Raw genomic sequence first — 20,541 nt, 5'->3', positions numbered from 1 at the left:
TTGATGGATATATTCCGGTTTAAACAATTCGGTATAAACCAGGCCGGCTGTGCCATGAAGGTAAACACCGACGGAGTTTTACTGGGAGCCATAGCAGGAGAGGGTACGCCCGAAAGCATCTTAGACATTGGTACGGGTACCGGTGTCGTTGCTTTGATGCTGGCGCAACGGTTTCCTACTGCGAGGGTTGATGCCGTTGATATTGATGTATCGGCAGCTAAAACAGCGGGGGAAAACTTCGAAAAGTCTGATTTCAGGGATCGACTTAGCATATTCCCGATGAGTTTTGAGGAGCATTTAAACAGTGATAATCAAACCAGATATGATCTGATTGTTTCTAACCCTCCTTTTTTTCTGAATTCACTAGCGTCCAAAGGAGCTCAAAAGAGCATGGCGAGGCATACCGATGAAGGTTTTTTTGAAAAGTTGGTTAGTAGCGTGGCGGATCACCTAACGCAGGATGGAAGCTGTACAATGGTGCTGCCGCCAGAGATTGCTGACCTGGTGAATGACCTGTTCCTGGCAAAGGGTTTGCACCTGCAAGCGATTACCTACATCAGCTCATTCCCGCAGTCGCAACCGCATCGTGAGATAGTTACGTTTGGCAAACTAACCAATGTAGTAACAGAGGCTGAACTCACAATATACGAACAGCAGAAGGTTTATTCGACAGAATACCGGGACACGTTGAAAAATTTTCTGACAATATTTTAATTATTCACAAATGCGGATAGGCCTTACATCAGACACCCACAATTATTTGGATGAAGCGGTGTATAAACATTTTGAATCATGCGACGAGATATGGCATGCGGGCGATTTTGGATCGTTGCAATTAGCCGATCAACTAGCTGCTTTTAAACCGCTAAAAGGTGTATATGGCAATATAGACAGTGCCGACCTGCGGCAGGTTTATCCGGAAAACCTGCGCTTTAAATGTGAGAATGTAGATGTATGGATGACGCATATTGGGGGGTATCCTGATAGGTACGCGCCTGCTGTTAAAAAGGACATCTACCTTAACCCGCCGCAATTATTCATTAGCGGGCACTCGCATATTTTAAAGGTGATCTATGATAAAAAGATCAGCTGCCTGCACCTGAACCCTGGTGCAGCAGGTAAACAAGGCTGGCATAAGGTGCGAACCTTAATGCGCTTTAATATCAATGAAGATAAAATAACCGGCTTGGAAGTTATTGAACTAGGCGGAAAGTAGGCTATCGGTTCTCCATTTCAAATACCGAGTCGATTAGCAGGTCCTTTTGTTTGCCTGCAGCTACTGCAAGCTGATCGCAGCGTTCGTTTTCCGGATGCCCATTATGGCCGCGCACCCATACAAATTTTACGTTGTGCAATTTGGCTACAGAAAGGTACCTAAGCCACAAATCTTTGTTTTTCTTGCCGGCAAACCCTTTAGCCAGCCAGCCATTTACCCATCGTTTTTCAATGGCATCAATAACGTATTTAGAATCGGAGAAGATGGTTACATTTTGATTAGGGCTCTTCAGCGCTTCCAGCCCGGTGATCACTGCCAGCAGTTCCATACGGTTGTTGGTGGTTTTACGGAACCCCGCGCTCAATTCTTTATAGTGGTTGCCAGATCTTAAGATCACGCCGTAACCACCCGGACCCGGGTTCCCGCTTGATGCACCGTCTGTATAGATCTCGATCATTCCTAAATATTGTTAAACAAAAAAGTCCCGGCAAAACTACCAGGACTTTAAGGGTAAATGATGGGGCTCGAACCCACGACCCTCGGTACCACAAACCGATGCTCTAACCAACTGAGCTACATCTACCGTGTTGGGATTGCAAAAATAGAAATTTACAAATGCTTTGCAAAGGCTTTTTTAAAATAACAGTAACTATCATTTGCAGAATTAGTTACAACACGGTTTACGCCTGTTGTTGTGAATTATACAGGAAAATGCCCCCGACTATTAGTGCTACAGCTAGCAATATAGCCAGTACGATCTTTATAATGCTTAAAGGACGTTCGCCAATTACCTCACCAGTGCTGGCATTTATTTTAAACTGAAAGATCTTTTCCTTGTACTTATAAGCACTCATCCATACAGGCAGCATGGTATACTTTATACCTTTATTATTGTATTTGCTGTCGGTGCTGTCAACACGCTGCTCGTCGCCACCGATGTCATCCCGTACAGCATCCAAAATGCGTGGGTGAATGGCCTCAGTCATTTTAATAAAACCTTCCTGCGGGGTTACCTGGTAAGTTTCGGAGCGGAAACCACTCATGTAACGTTCATCAAACTTTACCAGCATGCCAAAGTTCCAGGGGCCAAGATCAACCAAAGTCTTTTCCGGTAACGACCGGCTTGCCGGGATTGTCTCATCCTTAAACGTACAGTAAACAGTTCCCGACGCGTAAGACCATCTGGTATGCCTTACCTGCCTGGTACGTGTTTCAGTTTTACCGTTTACTGTTTCGGTGTAAGTTTCAGTTGTATAGTAGTAGTCGCCACGTTCGCCGGTGTAACGGGTTACAGTATCGGCATCATAAGCCCAATGCGGTATGTAAATGCCCTTTAAACGGGCGTTACTTTGCACAAGCTTTTTCTTCAGATCATTTGGCGACCACCATAAGCTGCGGATCCACTTCTTAAAAAGGTCTATAGCTTCCTTCTCCGTTACATGAAAGGGGAGAACGTAATGGGGTGTAACATATTCTTGTCCTGCTGCAATGTCCAGCACCAGCGGGGCAGTACAAAACGCGCAGGTATCTGCTGTAACAAACTCGTCCAGCAAACTTTGCGAACCGCAGCCGTTGCATTTTACCACTTTTAAGTGGCCAGTATGTTTACCGGTACTTATGCTCGCAACATACTCATCGTAGTCATAACTTATAATCTGTTGTTCATCATCTTTTTCGATGATATTGCTTTCGCCACAGTAATCGCACTTGAGTTCATGTGTGCCAGGTGCAAAATGAAGCAGTGCACCGCAATTTTTGCAGCTAAGGGAATTATTTATAGCTGATGGTATTTCCAGTTTGTCCATGTATAATGCAATGCAGTTTATAACGGAAATGGAGGTGGCTGGCTGTTCATTAACTCTGCAATTTCAGCCACGTTTGAAGCTTTTGCCCAGGCTGACATGCCTTTGGTCCACACTAATGTCTCGCCGGTAAGCGTATGCTGGCTCACCAGGTTTTCCAAAACCGCCAGAGTGTGTGGCCCATCCTGCTTACCATCTTTAACAATAAAGTACTGTGTAGATGCTTGCAATGGTGGAGGCATATCTCCTGTGTTCACTTCAGTGGTATTCGGGTCGTACTGGCCCTGTTTAAACACGTTTCCTATCTGACCCATCATGGCTGCGCCCACTCCAAGCCCCATACCCGCAGCACCCAGGTTGCCTCCGATGCTGTTCTCTGCAGACTTCTCAATGGCGTTAGCGGCCTGGTATTGCGCGTAAGCGCCTAAATTGCCGATTATCCCCATGCTGCTGCGTTTATCCAGTACTTGCTCCACTTCAGGTGGCATAGATATATTCTCTACCAGCATTTTGGTGAGACTAAGGCCCAGTTCAGTAAAGTCCGGCTTTATATTAGTAGCAATTAATCCGCTCACTTCGTCGTAGTTCGCGGCAAGGTCAAGTATGCTTATTTTTGAAGCGGCAACTGCATCCATACCGCGTGATACCACAACGTTTCGCAACTGCTCGTGTATGTCATCTACAACAAACTCCGGGTTGGTTGCAGATATTTGCTTAAGAAAGGTTTTCGCGTCATCTACCTTAAAGTTGAACGAACCGTAAGCGCGTAACCTTACCGGCCCAAACTCGGCATCGCGTATCATCACGGGATTTTTAGTACCCCATTTTTGGTTAGTGAATTGCCTGGTGCTAACAAAATATACATCAGCCTTAAAAGGGCTTTTAAAGCCATATGGCCAGCTCATAAGGGTAGTGAGCAGCGGCATGTTCTCGGTATCAAGCGTGTAAAGCCCGGGGGTAAATACGTCTACTATTTGCCCCTCATTCATGAAAACTGCCACTTGAGATTCACGAACGGTGAGTTTTGCACCCATTTTAATGGCGTTACCTTCTCGTGGAAACTTCCAAACTAAAGTGTTTTGCGTGGAATCTACCCATTCAATTACATCAATAAACTCGTTTAATAATCGGCTTAACAATCCCATTTTTATAAATCTATTTGTTCTTAAATATGATTAAAATACCACTTTATTGTTACTGTTTTTTCAATTTAATCTGAAAAGCTTTTAACGACGACAATATAACAAGGATATAGGTTGAGAACATTTCGTTTTAAGAGATGTATTTAATTAAAATATATCGATGTCAACAATCCAAATTCTTGAACGTACCCTCTTAAGTGATCAAAAATACCGTTTGGAGCGTGTGTTGTTTGAAAAACCTAGCCTGAAAGGAGAGATGCACCACCAAGAAAACGAGGTGTACTTTCGGCCAGACGCTGTCACCGTGCTTCTTGTTGATGAAGAAGAGCAAAAGTTTTTGTTTACCAAGCAGTTTAGGCTGCCAACTTTTCTAAATGGTAGCGAAACTGGCTACCTTCTGGAGTCTTGCGCCGGGCTTATAGATGAGGGTGAAACACCTGAACAAGCTGCATACCGAGAAGTAAAAGAAGAAACAGGGTATGATATAAAGGAGCTTACCCGCTATACAGGCGTCTACTCTTCGGCAGGTGGTATTACGGAATATATCTATCTCTTCACGGCCATTTACAACAGCAATGGCGAAAAGGAACAAGGTGGCGGGCTGGAGAATGAAGGGGAAGATATTGAGATTGTAGAAATGAGTTTTAACGACGCTAAAACTAAACTTTTCGCGGGCGAGTTCAGGGATGCAAAAACAATGATGCTGCTACAGCACTATTTTTTAACAAGGGGTCTGGCAAACTAAAATTTCCACTTGTTGTTAATTAACTAAATTATAAACGATGAATAATTTCTTCAGAGGCATAATAGCAGCTTACGGTGCAAAAAAATTAGGCGGCGGGTGTTTTTCTACCGTTATCATATTTATTTTAATATGGGTTGCGCTGGGTAAATGTAACCAGCAGTCACGTGCGCAAACCTTACCTATGCCTGTTAAAACTGTAGTGTGTAAATAAACAGATAGCTATCTACCGTTATTTAAAATAAATAGCTATCTATTCATTATGGCGTTTACTTTATTGACACTGATATCCATAAGGTTCGGTTTAGATACAGTCCTGTTGATCAAACCACAGCCTCCTAAAATTTCGTCTAAAAAACATCATTTGTAAGTATGTTAATTTAAACGATAGTTGCACTTGGTTAAATGCATAATATAGCTTAGTTTAGAACATCCAAATCTAAACCTGTCGAATCAAGTATTATGCCTAAGCCTATGGGGTTATCGTTAACTCTTATTGATGAGAAATTACTTCAATTACTGATATCACGTGTTGAGGGTTACGCCATTTTTATGATGGATGTAAACGGATGCATTCTTACCTGGAATCAGGGCGCGGAAAAAATAAAGGGCTACAATGCTGATGAAGCAATTGGCAGTCACATATCGATGTTCTATACAGACGAGGACCGTAGAAAGAACATTCCCGGGAAAAACCTTAACGCAACGCTCAAAAACACCACTTTCGAAACAGAGGGTTGGCGTCTAAAAAAGGATGGATCTAAATTTTGGGCCAATGTGGTATTTACCGCATTATATGATGATAACGGCTATTTGGCGGGGTTTGCCAAAGTAACCCGCGATGTTACTGCCAAGAAACTTAATGACGACCAGAGGGCACTCATAAATGCTGAGTTGGAACGACGTGTAGACATAAAGACCGAAAAAGTTGTTGCTACAGAGAGACGGTTTAGGAAACTGATTGAGAATAGCACGGATGGTATTTCGTTATTTGACAGTCACTTCAACTTGTTTTATCGGAGTTTATCTGCAATGCGGATTACTGGGTGGGGAAATGAAGAACGTACTCTAAAACCAATAGAAGATTTTGTACATCAGGAAGATATTGCAAGTGTTAGAGAGGCATTTAACAATGTTCTTCAACAACCGGACTTGACGGTAATAAGCACATATAGAGCCAGGCACAAGCAAGGGCATTATTTTTGGGTAGAATGCATGTACACCAACAAGTTGAACGACCCTGATATAAATGCCGTAGTATGTAACTTTAGAGATGTTACGAAAAAGGTGGAAGCCGAAGAGCAGATCAAAGAGCAGAACAAACAAATCGAGGATATACTTCATAGCATCACCGATGGCTTTATTGCTGTGGATAAGAACTTTAATTATACTTACGCTAATAGAAAGATAGGTGAAATGCTGGGCTGTGAACCCGCTTCATTGATAGGTAAGAACATGTGGGACTTATACCCTGATGCAGTTGGATCAGATACCTATAAAGCTTTCTATGAGGCGTTGAATAAGCAGTGTTATGTGGTTAAGGAAGATTACTATCCACCTTTAAAACTGTGGCAGGAGAACCATGTTTACCCATCAGCAACCGGCCTGTCTATTTTTATACGAGACATTTCTAAACGCAAGAAGGCAGAAGCCTCGTTACTACGATCAGAATCGAACTTACGGTCAGTTTTCGAAAATACAGACCTTGCTATAATTTTGTTCGATATGGAAGCGAAGTTGCTCTCATTTAACAACAATGCAAGAGAACTCTCAAAAATTTACTTCAAAAGAGAGCTTGAAATTGGGCAATCAGCTTTTTACTACAGTCCGCCTGAACGGCTAACAGACATAAAGCACATAATGAAGCAACTGCGCAATCAACAGGCAATAACTTATGAAGTCCCTTACTCGTTAGGCGATAACAACACAGCATGGTATGAAGCGCGTTGGGTAAGCGTGTTGAATAAGGAAGATGAGCCCGTAGGGATAATCCTGACCATGAAAAATATTACTGACAAAAAGCAGGCAGACCTGGAACGTGATCGCATGACAGCCGACCTTATTCAACGTAACAAAGACCTGGAGCAGTTTACCTATATTGTATCTCATAACTTGAGAGCGCCGGTAGCCAACATTAAAGGATTAACGGATTTGCTGCAGTTAGAAGCCGAGGAGAGTGATAAGGAATGTGCCGCCGAGCTAAAAGCTCTGTCGGCGTCGGTTTACAACCTGGACAAAGTTATTATCGACCTGAATAATATTCTGCAAACCGGTAATGCGTCTAACGACACCTTGGAAGCAGTATCCTTACCGATGCTGGTGGACGAAGTTAAAGATGTTAATGGCCAATTAATCAGCAAAAACAATGCTACTATAAATTGCGATTTTAATAGCATAAGCCAGTTAAGTAGTTTGAAAAGTTACCTGTACAGTATATTTCAAAATTTGATTATTAACAGTATCAAGTATTCGTTACCAGGTTTAGATCCTATAATAAATATAACCTCTAAACTGGAGAACAACAAGGTTTGTATAGTTTTTAAGGATAACGGCAGGGGTATAGATATGGAGCGTAACGGCCAAAACATTTTTGGTTTATACAAACGCTTTGACCTGAGTGTTGAAGGTAAGGGTATGGGGTTGTTTATGGTAAAAATGCAAACTGAGAGGTTGGGTGGAAAAATAAGCGTAAGCAGCAAGCTAAACCATGGCGCGGAATTTAAACTCGAGTTTCCGTTAAACAGCTAGAGATTAGCTTTATTGAGTAGGAGCTACTTGCTCCTCGGTTTTGTTCGTAATTGTAGTTATTACGCTATCCAATTCCCTTGCTGAGGTGGCTATTTTATCCAGCAGGTCTGTCTTATCCAGTTCATCTGCATTGTAGTTTTTAAATAACTCAATAAGGCCCAGAATTCGGGCTAATGGTGCTCTGACGACATGTGACTGTATCCACGAAATATCCTGTAAGTGCTTGTGCTGTGTTTCTATTGCATTTATTTGCACCTTAAGTTGTTCTTCGGCCAGTTTCGCTTCAGTGATGTCCAGGCATGCGCCTATCATCTTCAGCGGGTTACCTTGTTCATCAGTTTGAACTTTCCCCCAACTCTTCAGATATCTGATTTCGCCGTTGGGTCTTACTATACGTTCTTCAAAAACCGAGTCTTTTTGGGTGTGCAGTACGCTGGTAATAAGGTTGTAAACACGTTCTCTGTCATCCCGGTGCAGCAAATCAAGATATCCCTCAAATGTCGCCTTGAATGTTTGTTTATTGAGGCCATAGATGTTGTATAACGTCTCGCTCCAGGTTACAATATTTTGGTTAATGTCCCATTGCCAATTACCAAAATTTGCCAGTTCCTGTCCTTGCGTCATCAACAACGAGGCTTCCTCTAAGTTCTGTTGGACGCTTTCTTGCGCGGCTTTAATAGCTATCGTTTCTGTTTCCTCTGTAACGGTATGAATGATATAAGCTACTTCGCCGGTCGCGTCCATTATAGGTAAGTTTGCGGCTTTAAAATACCTGATGTGTGGTTCTCCGGAAATTAAATTTTTGAAGTTGTAACTATTTATCCCAGTTTCAGTAGCTTCTTTGGTTGATAATACCCTTTGCAAGGCGCAAAGATCATCACTCATGTCTTTTCCCTCAAAATTGATGAAGTATTCAAAAAAACTTTGTCCCACAAGGTCTTCTTTCGAAAGATTTAATCCTTTTAAATAAGCATCGTTAACTTCAGCAATGGTAAATACCGGCTCATTAGGCAAAAGGATTAAGCATGGTAACGGAATAAGCGAAAAAATAGAGTTTAGGGCGGAGTGACTGAGCATCGGTTATTCTATTACTTGTTCAATTTCAACATGGTACAACCGGGGAACATAATACCTTCATAAATATAAACTAATTAGCTACCGCTTGCATTTATAGTTGTTAATATTTGAAAATTAGATGTTTTAGATAATGCGAATGTTCTAATAGTTAAAATACGTGCGGTACGGTTATTGTACAAAAGATTATGTAAATAATTGTTAACTAAACTTATTGTTATGAAAGCTCAGGATATTACGAATAACAACAATGGACAGGGCAGTACCAAGGCCGATCGTGCATTTACAGATCAAAAGCAAAAACAGCAACAAACCGGCATTAGCAACGGAGGCGCACAACGGTCGGATCAAACTTCCAGCAGAGACGGAGCTCATCAGCCGCAACGTAAAAAATAACAAAACAAGGCCCCTGAATGGGGCTTTTTAGTTTGTATGATGTTATGTTTGTAGTAACGTAACTTAATGTATCAACGCGACATCATCTTTTCTGCCATACTGATTGGAGCTACGACTGCTGTCTACAAAACCCGTAAGCTCACGCTTGCCGGTAGTTTTACCGGAGCCACGGTAGCAATATGTTTGTATTTAGGTTTCTTGGTTCCTGGTGTCAGTATTCTTGCTGTGTTTTTTGTTATGGCGACAGTTGCAACCTCATGGCAGAAAAGGAAAAAGGCGGCTGCGATTAAAGATACACATCAGGAAAAAAGAGACGCATACCAGGTAGTGGCAAACGGAGGCGTTGCTGCAATAATGGGCTTGTTTAACCTGTTTGTACCATCTCTTACTCCGTATTTTGTTATCATGGCGGCTGCAATGGCATCGGCAACAGCGGATACGTTATCGTCTGAATTAGGCACCGTTTACGGAAAGCGGTTTTATAACGTTATTACGTTCAAGCCCGACGAAAGGGGCAGAGATGGAGTAATAAGTTTAGAGGGTACCCTTATAGGTGTTGCCGGAGCGGCTGCCATCGCGGTTGTTTTTGCTAGTTACGGTGGGGCAGCAGCGCACGCAATAGTTATTGTTATTGCAGGTACTGCAGGTAACCTTATGAACTCTTTATTGGGAGCTGCGCTTGAACGTAAAGGCTATCTCAGCAACAATATGGTAAATTTCCTGAATACCGCCTTTGCGGCCTTTATAGCGTGGTTGTTGGTGATTATTTAATTACTACCTGCGCGGTGTTCCTGTTGGTTTGCTTCATCAACACTGTTTTACCGCTGGTAATTTCCAACAAAGAACTATCGGTATAATGCCTTAGTGTGATCAGCGTAAGCTCGTCATTGTACTTTACTTTGAAGGATTGTTTAAGTGTTGCCAATAGCTTTGTGAATCTATCTAGTGAATAGTCTATACATGCAGTGAAACTCAAAGCAGAAGTCTGCATCAGGTTTACTTTAACTTGATTTTCGGCAAAAACTCCAAAGATCTCGCTTAGATGTACCTCAGATATAAACGAATAATCGTTTGTAGATATGGATAGCAATACCTGCTTTTGCTTAACTATTATTACTGGCTTGGTAAATGCATTTACAGCGCCTTCCCTTATAATAGTACCTGGAGCCGAAGGATCACTAAATGGCTTTACCAGCAGCGGTATTTTAGCATTCTGCAGTGGCTTTATTGTTTTTGGATGGATAACGCTGGCACCGTAGTAGGTCATCTCTATCGCTTCCTGGTAGCTTAACTCATCAAACTTTATAGTATCAGTAAAATATTTAGGGTCGGCATTGAGGATACCGGGTACGTCTTTCCAAGTGGTTACAGATTCTGCACCCAGGCAGTTGGCGAAAATAGATGCCGTGTAGTCAGAACCTTCACGGCCCAATGTTGTGGTGAAGTTTTCTGATGTGCCGCCTAAAAAACCTTGAGTAACCACAATGCTTTTCTCCAGTAAAGCAGGTACGTCTTTTTGTATGCTTTCACGTGTCTTATCCCAGTCTACAACACCTTCACGATAAGTATTATCAGTATGGATGTAACTGCGTACATCCAGACATTTGCTTGCAATGCCTTCCTGGTTGAACCAGGCATTTACGATGCGGGTAGAAACCAATTCGCCGATAGAAACGATTTGATCATATATAAAATCAAAGTCGTCGTGCGGTTCATCTTCAATGGCCCAATCTATCTCAACAAAAGTATTCGCTACTTCGTCATAAACCGAATGCCCAGGTGCGAAAAGTGAAGATAATATGCTATAATGGTATTCTTTGATCTCATCAAAGATCTGATTCAAGTCGTCTTGTTGATTTACGTAAGCGGTTGTAAGCCGTTCTAACGCATTGGTGGTTTTGCCCATAGCGGATACAACCACAAGTATTTTATTGCCGGCATAGCTGTTTACCACTTTGCCCAGGTTTATAACACCGGCAGCATCCTTTACCGACGCGCCCCCGAATTTAAATACCAACATCGTTCTTTATGTATCTAGCTATGACAGATTTAGGTATTATCAGCTCTTTTATCTTGTCGTAAGGAATTAGCAACTCTGTTTGCCCCGCTGCGTAAGGCTTAATTTCGTATTCGTTATACATGAACCGAATGCCAACCGGCGTAAGTGAGAAGTTATTGTTGAGCGCGAACCTATCGTCCTTGAAAAAGTAATCTCTTGCGAGTGAAGAGGTATCCTTTAGCTTTTCGTCTTTTCTGAAGATGCTGTCGGCCACATGGGTCAGCTTATCCTGGTAGCCATCTACCAGTATGTCCTTTAGTAATATTTCGCTTTTTGTTTTAGGATTCCAGTTGATAAAACCAATGTAGGTGCCGCCGTGTGCGCCACCTTGGAAGATGCTGCCCGTAAGCTGCAGAGCCAGCAATGCCGAATCCTGTTGCACTAGGTTAACATTTATATCAAGCCTGTAAATTACATTAGACTTGTTTTTCGGTGCAACATCGTTCATGTATAATTGCAGGAAATTTTTTGTCAATGCATGTAAAGAGGTAGCTGCGTTTTCGCCAACCATAAACATCTTGGCGCCCTTTGCCTCTATGGTGTCATTCAACAATGGGGCATTCTTGAAAAAAGGGTATTTCACATTCACCACCGTGCATGCACTATCTGCCTTGTTACCGCAGTCGGTCGCCCGCTCATGAATAGTCTTGTATGTATAAGTGAGGGTGTCTTTAAAAATATCCGGCCGATCTCGCCGGCGTTCAGTTCCAAACTGACACGATGAAAAAACAATCAACAATGTACACACCCAAAACAATATTCTCATTACATCAAATTTAAAACCTGCTCTTTAGAAAGCGATGCGTTTAGCCATCCGGCTTCTATACTCGCTTCGTATTTTCGGTAAAAATTAATAGCCGGTTCGTTCCAGTCAAGCACCTGCCAAACCATACCGTTAAAGCCCAGTTCGCGGGTTTCCTGTATCAGCCGGTCAAACAGTAGCTTGCCAAAACCCTTGCTGCGGTAAGCCTCCGTTATGATCAGGTCTTCAAGATACAAACGCTGGCCCTTCCAGGTAGAAAAGCGAATGTAATACATCGCAAATCCAACTATTATCCCGTCCACTTCTACAACAAAAGCTTTCCAAACAGGTTTGCTGCCAAAACCGGCTTCTTCAAATTCCTGCAGTGTAATGGTAACTTCTTCAGGCGCGCGTTCAAACAGTGCCAGTTCATGTACAAGTTCAAGCAATCGCGGGCAATCTTCTTTAACCGCTATGCGGAGAGGGCTGGTTTTTTGTTCACTCATGATATGATAATATCAATTAATTATTTTTCCAGTGCTTTATTACGCGGCTTCCAAATATGGTACTTCCTAACCTCACCAGGTTACTGCCTTGCTCAATGGCTAACTTGTAATCAGACGACATGCCCATCGACACAATATTAAACGAATCTTCCTTGCGGAAAAAACTAACCTTAACACCGTCAAAAAAAGTCTTCAACTCGTAGTATTCTTCCTTTATCTGCCGCTCTGCGTCTGTATTAGTGGCTATTCCCATTAGCCCACGTATACGCACATTGGTTAATGCAGCAAATTCTTCACTCCGCAGCAGTTCTATAGCTTCGTCAAAACCCAGGCCATACTTGGTTTCTTCATCGGCGATGTATATCTGCAGCAAGCAATCTATCACACGTTTATGTTTAAGGGCATGTTTATTAATCTCCTGTAGCAGCTTAATGCTGTCTACAGATTCAATCATACTTATAAAAGATGCTATGTACTTTACCTTGTTGGTTTGCAGATGACCTATCAAATGCCATTCTATATCCTTCGGCAAAGCTTCATACTTTTCGGTAAGTTCCTGCACTGTGTTCTCACCAAACAGGCGTTGCCCTGCATTGTAGGCCTCCAGGATATCTTCATTGGGCTTTGTTTTTGATACAGCCAGTAACGTAACACCAATGCCGTCCGTTTCTTTTTTTAAGGCGCGGATATTATCTGTAATGCTCATTTATGCGTATTTTTGTACTTTATAAACGCCGCTAAATTACGTAATGCATAAACATATCATTGTGTTTTTTTCAGTATTGGTATTTTTGAGTGCCTGTAAAGAAGATACCCCAACAGGAATACTTTCAGAAAACCGGATGGTAAATGTACTTACCGACATGCACATTGCCGATGGCAGCCTTTATGTAGTGCCGCAAATTCCTGATAGCTTGTACAAGTATGGTGCGGAAAAGTATAGCGCGTTATTTAAAAAACACCACATTACCAGTGGACAATTCACCGCAAGCCTTCGCTACTATAGTAAGCAACCTGTACAATTAACAGAGATGTACGATAAAATTGCTGCTAACGTTAAGGCCAAGGTAGATTCGTTAACGAAAAGCAACAACTCAAAAGTAAAAAATGCTCTACCCGCCCAATAGTGCCGATAAACTGGGTTTTACTGAAATAAAGGAACTGATAAAAACACACTGCCTCAGCGTTATGGGGCAGCAAATGGTTGATAAGATTGGTGTAATGACCAATTACGACCAGGTAGTGAAATTCCTGAACCAGGCAAACGAATTTAAGAACATACTGCAGAACGATGACGCGCTGCCAATAAACCACTTTTACGATATTAAGTCGCTGGCCAATAAGGCCAGGATAGAAGGCGCTTTCCTATCCGAGGAGGAATTCTTCCAGGTACAGGCATCATTAACTACAGTGTTTGGTGTCATAGCTTACTTCAATGAGCGTGTCGGGGTATACCCTAATCTGGAGGCGTTGTTTGAACATCTGCCGATAGAAAAGGCTATCATCAGGAAAATAGACCAGGTAATTGATCCGAAAGGCAAAATACGCCATAATGCTTCACGCGAGTTGCTGGAGATAACTAGTGGTATCGCGAAAGCCGAACAGGAGGCACGCCGTAAAATAGACCAGATATTTAAGAATGCCGCGGCCAACAACTGGACAGCAGACGGCTCGCTGACTATACGCGACGGCAGATTATGTATACCTATGCTTGCCGAAAATAAGCGCAAGGTGAAGGGCTTTGTTCATGACGAATCTGCTTCCGGGCAAACAGTTTACCTGGAACCCGAAGAGGTTTTTACCCTTAACAATCGTATACGAGACCTGGAATTTGACCGCCGCAGGGAGATCATCAAAATATTTACGGCTCTTACAGATGAACTGCGGCCGTATGTTCCACTGCTGTTATCTTATCATGGTTTACTTACTAAATTAGACTTTGTACGGGCAAAGGCATTATTCGCCATTGACATCGAAGCTGAAATGCCCAAGGTAGTGAACGAAGCAAAGCTGAAGTTGTTTAACGCCCGGCACCCGCTGCTGTATCTTAACTTTAAAAAGGAACAGAAGACTGTAGTGCCGCTTAACATGTCAATAGACGACGGCACACGTATAATAGTTGTTTCGGGGCCTAATGCGGGCGGAAAATCAGTGTGTATGAAAACAGTTGGCTTACTGCAAATGATGGTACAGGCAGGGTTACTTATACCTGCAAGCGCAGACAGTGTTGCAGGTGTTTTTAAGCAGCTGTTTGTTGACATAGGCGATGATCAGTCGATAGAGAGTGACCTGAGTACCTACAGTGCGCATCTTTCCAAAATGAAGAACTTTGTAGAGAATGCCAACGGCAAAACTATGGTACTCATAGACGAATTTGGTACGGGTACCGACCCACAGTTTGGCGGCCCCATTGCTGAAGCGGTATTAGAAGCCCTGAACCATAAAAAGGTAAGGGGAATGGTAACAACTCACTACTCTAACTTGAAAATATTTGCCAGCAATACCGAAGGTATTGAGAATGCCTCTATGCTGTTTAATAATACGGAAATGCAGCCGCTGTACATGCTGGAAGTAGGTAAACCAGGCAGTTCTTATGCATTTGAGATTGCCCAAAAGATTGGCCTGCCGCAAAACGTATTAAACCTTGCACGAAACAAGATAAGCGCCGGTCAAAAAAAAGTAGACAGCCTGCTGGTTGATCTTGAGCGTGAGAAGAAGGAAATTATTGATACGAAACAAAAGCTTAACAAACAACAGCAGCGTGTTAATACGCTGCTTGCAGAGAACGAGGAACTGAAAACTTTTTTGGATGAGAACCGGAAGAACCTCATTCGTGAAGCTAAGCAGGAGGCAAAAGATATCATTTTAAATGCTAACCGTTTAGTTGAGAATACTATCGCTGAGATAAAAAGCAGTAATGCCGATAAGGAGGTTACCAAAGCCCTGCGTGATACCCTGAATGTTGAGGTAAAGAAGAACACGATAAAAGCGGAGCAGCCAAAGACTGTAGTAAAGGTAGATGAAGAAATAAAGCCGGGTGACTGGGTGAAATTGATAGACAGTGACACCACGGGCCAGGTGATGGAAGTTATTAAAGACAATGTGGTGCTGGCTATGGGCGAGTTACGCACCGTGGTTAAAAAGAAGCGGGTAGAAAAAGTTTCCAGATCTGCAGTGCCGAAAGAGCAGCGACGGAGCAGTAATGTTTCTACCGGGGATATAGCGAGTTTTAGCCCCGAAATAGATGTGCGCGGCATGCGCACAGAAGATGCGCTGCATGCAATTGAAAAGTTGTTTGACAGGGCATTGATGATGGGCTACGGCAACTTAAAAATACTACATGGCAAGGGCGACGGTATCCTGCGAAAAATGATACGCCAATACCTTAAAAAATACGAACAGGTAGACAGGATGGAGGACGAGCACCCGGACAGGGGTGGAGACGGTATTACTTACGTTTACTTAAAGTAAATGGTATTATTACAAACAAGAAAGGCCACAAATACCGTGGCCTTTCTTGTTTGTAAAGGGTTCTTTATTTCCTTACTATTTTCAAGATGTCATTACCAAAGGCAAACACCATCAGGGATATAAGCAGTACAAATCCAACAATTTGCGCCCGCTCCAGGAACTTATCACTAAGTGGTTTACCCTTTACAATTTCTATAAGCAGGAACACCGTATGCCCACCGTCTAATCCCGGAATAGGCAGCAGGTTTGTTAAGGCAAGTACCATGGAAAGAAAGCCTACAAGGCTCCAAAAGCGTAGCCAGTCTACATGATTGCCAAATTTTTGCGCAATGCCTATAGGGCTCGAAATGGCTTTAGTGGCCTTTACCTGGCCAGCGAAGATCTTACCTATCCCTTTAGCATTGTCCCTGAACATTCCCCATGCCCGGGATGCGCCAACTGGTAAAGATTCTACAAAGCCGTAAGATATATGTTTAATACCCGGCTCGTTAACTTTCGGCCTGAAACCCAAAACAGCTTTATTGTTTACCATTGCCGATACTTTCTGTACGCTGTCAGCACGTTTTATGGTAAGTTCTACTTTCTTGTTTTTATTTGCCCTAAGCTGATCTTGCAATTGGTCAAAAAAGGTAACAGCAACGCCATTTACGGCCAAAATACTGTCTCCATGTTGCAAGCCGGCAGCCTGCGCGCCGCTTTTTGGCGCGACGGAGTCTATACTGAACTTGCTACGGGGTAACGGACTGATGAATTCATCTAAGCCAAGGTCAGACAGGTCGTTCAAAATTGTAGATGGAACAGTGAGCATTTTTGTGTCTGCACCTCTAACAACAGTAAGCTGAGTTTTGTCCAGTAAAACCTTTGAACTGATCACGTCTTCAAAGCGTTCTACAGGTTTGCCGTTTATAGCTACAATTTTATCGCCTGCCTGCAAGCCCATCTTTTTACCTATTACACCTGGCACAATACCATACTTGATATTGGCTACTGGTGTATAGCTTTCGCCGTACTTCATGGTAAGTATCCAAAAAATAAAGATGCCTACTATTATGTTGACTATAATGCCACCAAGCATTACAATCAGGCGCTGCCAGGCTGGTTTAGAGCGGAACTCCCATGGCTGCGGAGGACCGGACAACTGATCGGTATCCATTGACTCGTCAATCATTCCGGCTATTTTAACATAACCGCCTAATGGGAGCCAGCCAATTCCATATTCAACACCTTTATAATTAAACTTAAAAAGGCTTACACCCCAGGCATCAAAAAATAGGTAGAACTTCTCAACTTTTATATTGAAGGCGCGGGCAGCAATAAAGTGACCAAATTCGTGAAGTATAACCAGTATAGAAAGACCAAGTATTAATTGGCCAGACATTATCAAAACATCCATTCGTTATTTTATTCTAAGATCGTATAGCCTTTAACGGCATTTTGGTAATTAAATTTTCCGCAAATATGCGTGTTTCTTTATCGGTATTCAAATAGTCATCCAGGGTAGGCTCGGCAAGGTAGCTTATCTCCTGCATGCAGCTTTCAATTATATCGCTCATATCCAGAAAGCCGGTCTTATTTGCCAGGAATGCAGCTACTGCAACCTCGTTAGCCGCGTTGATGATACATGGCATATTGCCGCCGCGCTCCAGTGCTTTGTAAGCTAGCTCTAAGTTTCTGAAAGTTGCCGTATCTGGCTGCTCAAAACTTAGGTTTGGGTAAGATGTAAAGTTAAAACGGGCGAAGCTGCTTTTGATTCTCTGCGGATAGGAGAGCGCGTACTGTATAGGCAGCTTCATATCTGGTAAGCCCATTTGCGCCTTTATGGACCCATCTCCAAACTGAACCATAGAATGAATGATAGATTGCGGATGTACAATCACATCTATTTGGTCTGCCCGAAGATTGAACAACCATTTCGCTTCTATTACCTCAAGTCCTTTATTCATCAACGAAGCAGAATCAATCGTGATTTTGGCACCCATCACCCAATTAGGATGTTTAAGCGCGTTTTCTCGTGTTACCGTAGAAAGAAACTCACGATCTTTGCCCCTGAATGGCCCTCCAGATGCGGTAAGTATAATTTTTTCTACAGAATTCTGTTCTTCTCCGGCGAGGCACTGGAATATGGCAGAGTGTTCGCTGTCTACCGGCAATATTTTTACATTATGTTCTTGAGCAAGAGCTGTAATAAGTTCTCCCGCAACAACAAGAGTTTCTTTATTTGCAAGAGCTATGTCCTTCCCGGCTTTTATGGCGTTAATAGTGGGCTCCAGCCCCGAAAACCCCACCATAGCCGTAAGTACAATATCTATTTCGGGGTGGGTAACCAAGTCCTTAATAGCGTCATAGCCAGCCATCACCTTTATAGGGAGGTGTATAAGCGCATCACGTACCTGCTGGTACTTACTTTTATCGCATATAACAGCATACTTCGGCTTAAATTCAAGTGCTTGCTCTATTAACGCTTCAGCATTTACATTCACAGTTAGTAAAAACACGTTGAAAAGCGCAGGATTTTGGCGAATAACATCAAGCGTTTGTGTACCTATGCTGCCCGACGAACCAAGAACGGCTATTTGTTTAATTATACTCAAGTTTAATTTAGATGTGTGTTATTGTTTTACCAGCTGACTGGATTTAAATACGTTTGTCCACTTAAAAACAAATACAGTCGGAATCCATTTAGCTTTTACTGCTACGAAGCTAACATATAAAGTTCTATCGCCTTGTATAGCGTAGTAAAGTTGTGATTCAGGAGCGGGCGAATTTTTGAATGAAGGCGATTCGATTTTAAATATCGTCCACTGCCGTCCCGCTTTTACACCGTTTTCTAAAACGGTAAGTTTTGCCAGCGGTGCGTTTTTTTGAGTAGTCGTAAAAAGCATCGGCGGTACTTTTGATATAGACGGCACTCGCATGTTTTTATAGGACATCATGGTGGCCATTATAGTCCAACTGTTCAGCGTCTCAGCACCGGGAATAAGCTCTATCATATTAGCCGCCGACGTTTGCTGATTAGAGGCCACTTTCCATTTGTATTCACCTGGCCATGCTATCTTAAGATTTTCTGTTCCCTGTCCGTTAGCCATCATAAATGATAGCAGCAAGAGTGTTAACACCGAAAATAGCTTTTTCATCTCGTTTGGTTTACAACATACTGCTTTAACTCGTCCGCTATCTTCCTGTCGTTTGATAGCCTGGGTACCTTGTTTTGGCCTCCAAGTTTACCTTGGCCACGCATGTAGTTTATAAAAGCGTCTTTTTTTAAACTATTGACTACTAAAGGCCTTAAAATGTTACCCTCAATAAGGTCCGTGTAGTAAATATTTTTTTTCTGAAGTGCCTTATCTACCTTCAAAGCAAAGTCTGCCAGGTTATTAGGCTCTTTTCCAAACTCTACAAACCATTCGTGAAAAGGCAGCTCGCCACTTGCGGGTGTTACCTGTGGCGCTATGGTAAATTCAATAACATCAACACCTTCTTCAGCGGCAACGCTCATTAAAGCTTGTTCAACTTCTTCGCCTATTACATGCTCTCCAAAAGCAGAAATGTAATGTTTTATGCGCCCGGTCACTACTATGCGATACGGGTTCTTACTAACAAACTTTACGGTGTCTCCTAAACTATAACCCCAAAGCCCTGCGCTTGTGTTTAGTATCAGCGCATAATTTTTATCCAGCTCAACATCTTTCAAATTGATGCGGATAGGGTCTTCATTGTAATACTCCTCGCTCGGAATAAATTCATAGAAAATACCTGCATCAACCATTAACAGCAAGCCCTTTTCAGTACGGGTATCCTGAAACGCGATAAATCCTTCAGATGCAGGATAGGTTTCTATACTGTCGATACCAAAGCCAATAGTTTCTTCCATACGAGCGCGGTATGGCTCAAAGTTTACACCGCCATGTACGTAGAGCTTAAAGTTGGGGAAAATGTCTTTTATCTTTTTACCACCGTTTACGGCAGATAGCTTGTCAAAATACATTTGGCACCATGGCGGTATTCCGGAGATCAGGCGCATGTCTTCGTTTTGGGTCTCCTGCACAATTGCGTCCACTTTTTCTTCCCAGTCTTCTATGGAATTAGTATTGTAGGAGGGAAGCCTGTTTTTTTGCAAATACCCGGGAACGTGGTGCGCTACAATGCCTGAGAGCCTCCCAGTTTGGATACCTGCTTTCTCGGCAAGTACCGGACTGCCTTGCAAAAATATCATCTTACCACCTACAAACTCTGCATTGCCTGTTTCATGGATGTAGCTTAGTAAAGCGTTACGTGCAGCCTTAATGTGTTCGGGCATGCTTTCCTTAGAGATAGGAATATATTTTACACCAGAGGTAGTTCCCGATGTTTTTGCGAGGTAAGCCGGTTTGCCCGGCCACATAACATCCTTTTCACCTTGAACAACACGATCTATATACAACCTCAACTCTTCGTAATCACGTACAGGAACTTTCTTTTTGAAGTCTTCGTAGCTTTCGATTGAAGAGAAATCATGATCCTTCCCAAAGATTGTATTCTTAGCCGCAAAAATGAGATCACTAAATGTTTTCTGCTGCAGAGAAACCCCGTTTTGGCGAATGTGGTTCAGTTCACGGTTTACCCACCAGGCAAATACTTTACTCAATGATGCTTTTAACCCCATG

The 20,541-nt window shown here is 42.6% G+C and carries 21 protein-coding genes and 1 tRNA gene; 9 read left to right on the top strand and 13 right to left on the bottom strand.

What is annotated here, in order from left to right; translation table 11 throughout:
- The first annotated feature begins 3 nt into the window (after positions 1-3).
- Together DYU05_RS04625 and DYU05_RS04620 are read left to right on the top strand one after the other, a co-directional pair.
- Complete coding sequence (locus DYU05_RS04625) at positions 4-714, top strand: tRNA1(Val) (adenine(37)-N6)-methyltransferase (protein ID WP_117381796.1); 711 nt, start codon at positions 4-6, stop codon at positions 712-714.
- 10 nt (positions 715-724) lie between these two features.
- A complete protein-coding gene (locus tag DYU05_RS04620; RefSeq protein WP_117381795.1) occupies positions 725-1,216 on the top strand; it encodes a metallophosphoesterase family protein in 492 nt (163 codons plus the stop codon).
- 1 nt (position 1,217) lies between these two features.
- Here DYU05_RS04620 and rnhA read toward each other — a convergent pair whose 3' ends face one another.
- The 4 genes from rnhA to DYU05_RS04600 all read right to left on the bottom strand — a co-directional run bounded on the left by rnhA (position 1,218) and on the right by DYU05_RS04600 (position 4,163).
- Positions 1,218-1,673, bottom strand: a complete 456-nt coding sequence (gene rnhA / locus DYU05_RS04615; protein ID WP_117381794.1) for a ribonuclease HI — start codon at positions 1,671-1,673, stop codon at positions 1,218-1,220.
- 52 nt (positions 1,674-1,725) lie between these two features.
- A tRNA-His gene (locus tag DYU05_RS04610) sits at positions 1,726-1,799 on the bottom strand.
- 97 nt (positions 1,800-1,896) lie between these two features.
- The gene (locus DYU05_RS04605; protein WP_117381793.1) at positions 1,897-3,021 is read right to left on the bottom strand and encodes a hypothetical protein; all 1,125 of its coding nucleotides are present in this window, start codon (positions 3,019-3,021) and stop codon (positions 1,897-1,899) included.
- 17 nt (positions 3,022-3,038) lie between these two features.
- Positions 3,039-4,163 carry an SPFH domain-containing protein gene (locus DYU05_RS04600; protein WP_117381792.1) on the bottom strand — a complete coding sequence of 375 codons (1,125 nt, stop codon included), beginning with the start codon at positions 4,161-4,163 and terminating at the stop codon, positions 3,039-3,041.
- 157 nt (positions 4,164-4,320) lie between these two features.
- On the opposite strand from DYU05_RS04600, the gene DYU05_RS04595 reads away from it, so the two are divergent.
- The 3 genes from DYU05_RS04595 to DYU05_RS04590 all read left to right on the top strand — a co-directional run bounded on the left by DYU05_RS04595 (position 4,321) and on the right by DYU05_RS04590 (position 7,650).
- The gene (locus tag DYU05_RS04595; protein ID WP_117381791.1) at positions 4,321-4,905 is read left to right on the top strand and encodes an NUDIX domain-containing protein; all 585 of its coding nucleotides are present in this window, start codon (positions 4,321-4,323) and stop codon (positions 4,903-4,905) included.
- 37 nt (positions 4,906-4,942) lie between these two features.
- Complete coding sequence (locus tag DYU05_RS21020) at positions 4,943-5,116, top strand: hypothetical protein (protein WP_165851997.1); 174 nt, start codon at positions 4,943-4,945, stop codon at positions 5,114-5,116.
- Positions 5,117-5,364: 248 nt separating this feature from the next.
- The gene (locus tag DYU05_RS04590) at positions 5,365-7,650 is read left to right on the top strand and encodes a PAS domain-containing sensor histidine kinase (protein WP_117381790.1); all 2,286 of its coding nucleotides are present in this window, start codon (positions 5,365-5,367) and stop codon (positions 7,648-7,650) included.
- Positions 7,651-7,659: 9 nt separating this feature from the next.
- On the opposite strand, the gene DYU05_RS04585 is transcribed toward DYU05_RS04590, so the two are convergent.
- Positions 7,660-8,727 carry a PAS domain-containing protein gene (locus DYU05_RS04585; protein ID WP_117381789.1) on the bottom strand — a complete coding sequence of 356 codons (1,068 nt, stop codon included), beginning with the start codon at positions 8,725-8,727 and terminating at the stop codon, positions 7,660-7,662.
- A gap of 216 nt (positions 8,728-8,943) precedes the next feature.
- On the opposite strand from DYU05_RS04585, the gene DYU05_RS21015 reads away from it, so the two are divergent.
- Positions 8,944-9,120 (top strand): hypothetical protein, encoded by a 177-nt coding sequence (locus DYU05_RS21015; RefSeq protein WP_165851996.1) that lies wholly within the window; start codon positions 8,944-8,946, stop codon positions 9,118-9,120.
- 66 nt (positions 9,121-9,186) lie between these two features.
- On the top strand, positions 9,187-9,891 hold the full coding sequence (locus tag DYU05_RS04580; RefSeq protein WP_117381788.1) for a DUF92 domain-containing protein: 705 nt from the start codon (positions 9,187-9,189) through the stop codon (positions 9,889-9,891).
- Here DYU05_RS04580 and DYU05_RS04575 read toward each other — a convergent pair.
- Genes DYU05_RS04575 through DYU05_RS04560 form a run of 4 tightly spaced genes read right to left on the bottom strand, consistent with a single transcriptional unit; the run spans position 9,884 to position 13,133 of the window.
- Complete coding sequence (locus DYU05_RS04575) at positions 9,884-11,140, bottom strand: aspartate kinase (protein WP_117381787.1); 1,257 nt, start codon at positions 11,138-11,140, stop codon at positions 9,884-9,886. The two genes, DYU05_RS04580 and DYU05_RS04575, sit on opposite strands and share 8 nt — an antisense overlap.
- Complete coding sequence (locus DYU05_RS04570; protein ID WP_117381786.1) at positions 11,127-11,945, bottom strand: RsiV family protein; 819 nt, start codon at positions 11,943-11,945, stop codon at positions 11,127-11,129. The genes DYU05_RS04575 and DYU05_RS04570 overlap by 14 nt, the downstream gene beginning before the upstream one ends.
- Complete coding sequence (locus tag DYU05_RS04565; protein ID WP_117381785.1) at positions 11,945-12,427, bottom strand: GNAT family N-acetyltransferase; 483 nt, start codon at positions 12,425-12,427, stop codon at positions 11,945-11,947. The genes DYU05_RS04570 and DYU05_RS04565 overlap by 1 nt, the downstream gene beginning before the upstream one ends.
- A 16-nt stretch (positions 12,428-12,443) precedes the next feature.
- Complete coding sequence (locus DYU05_RS04560; protein WP_117381784.1) at positions 12,444-13,133, bottom strand: YggS family pyridoxal phosphate-dependent enzyme; 690 nt, start codon at positions 13,131-13,133, stop codon at positions 12,444-12,446.
- A gap of 43 nt (positions 13,134-13,176) precedes the next feature.
- Between DYU05_RS04560 and DYU05_RS04555 the strand changes: the two genes are divergently transcribed.
- Both DYU05_RS04555 and DYU05_RS04550 read left to right on the top strand, forming a co-directional pair.
- Positions 13,177-13,554: a DUF4296 domain-containing protein gene (locus DYU05_RS04555; protein ID WP_117381783.1), complete on the top strand. Its 378-nt coding sequence runs from the start codon at positions 13,177-13,179 to the stop codon at positions 13,552-13,554.
- Positions 13,535-15,898, top strand: a complete 2,364-nt coding sequence (locus tag DYU05_RS04550; RefSeq protein WP_117381782.1) for an endonuclease MutS2 — start codon at positions 13,535-13,537, stop codon at positions 15,896-15,898. Before DYU05_RS04555 ends, DYU05_RS04550 begins: the two co-directional genes overlap by 20 nt.
- Before the next feature lie 64 nt (positions 15,899-15,962).
- Here the strand turns inward: DYU05_RS04550 and rseP are convergent, their stop codons facing one another.
- Genes rseP through DYU05_RS04530 form a run of 4 tightly spaced genes read right to left on the bottom strand, consistent with a single transcriptional unit; the run spans position 15,963 to position 20,540 of the window.
- The gene (rseP, locus tag DYU05_RS04545; RefSeq protein ID WP_117381781.1) at positions 15,963-17,291 is read right to left on the bottom strand and encodes an RIP metalloprotease RseP; all 1,329 of its coding nucleotides are present in this window, start codon (positions 17,289-17,291) and stop codon (positions 15,963-15,965) included.
- A 13-nt stretch (positions 17,292-17,304) separates the two neighbouring features.
- On the bottom strand, positions 17,305-18,480 hold the full coding sequence (locus DYU05_RS04540) for a 1-deoxy-D-xylulose-5-phosphate reductoisomerase (RefSeq protein WP_205771838.1): 1,176 nt from the start codon (positions 18,478-18,480) through the stop codon (positions 17,305-17,307).
- 27 nt (positions 18,481-18,507) lie between these two features.
- Entirely contained in the window at positions 18,508-19,032 is a 525-nt protein-coding gene (locus DYU05_RS04535) for a hypothetical protein (RefSeq protein ID WP_117381780.1), read from the bottom strand.
- Positions 19,029-20,540 (bottom strand): GH3 auxin-responsive promoter family protein, encoded by a 1,512-nt coding sequence (locus DYU05_RS04530; RefSeq protein ID WP_117381779.1) that lies wholly within the window; start codon positions 20,538-20,540, stop codon positions 19,029-19,031. The genes DYU05_RS04535 and DYU05_RS04530 overlap by 4 nt, the downstream gene beginning before the upstream one ends.
- Between the last annotated feature and the right edge of the window lies 1 nt (position 20,541).

The organism is Mucilaginibacter terrenus, from assembly GCF_003432065.1.
Lineage (GTDB): Bacteria > Bacteroidota > Bacteroidia > Sphingobacteriales > Sphingobacteriaceae > Mucilaginibacter > Mucilaginibacter terrenus.
The sequence above is the reverse complement of the archived record's forward strand: the minus strand, read 5'-3'. Positions and strand labels throughout refer to the sequence as shown.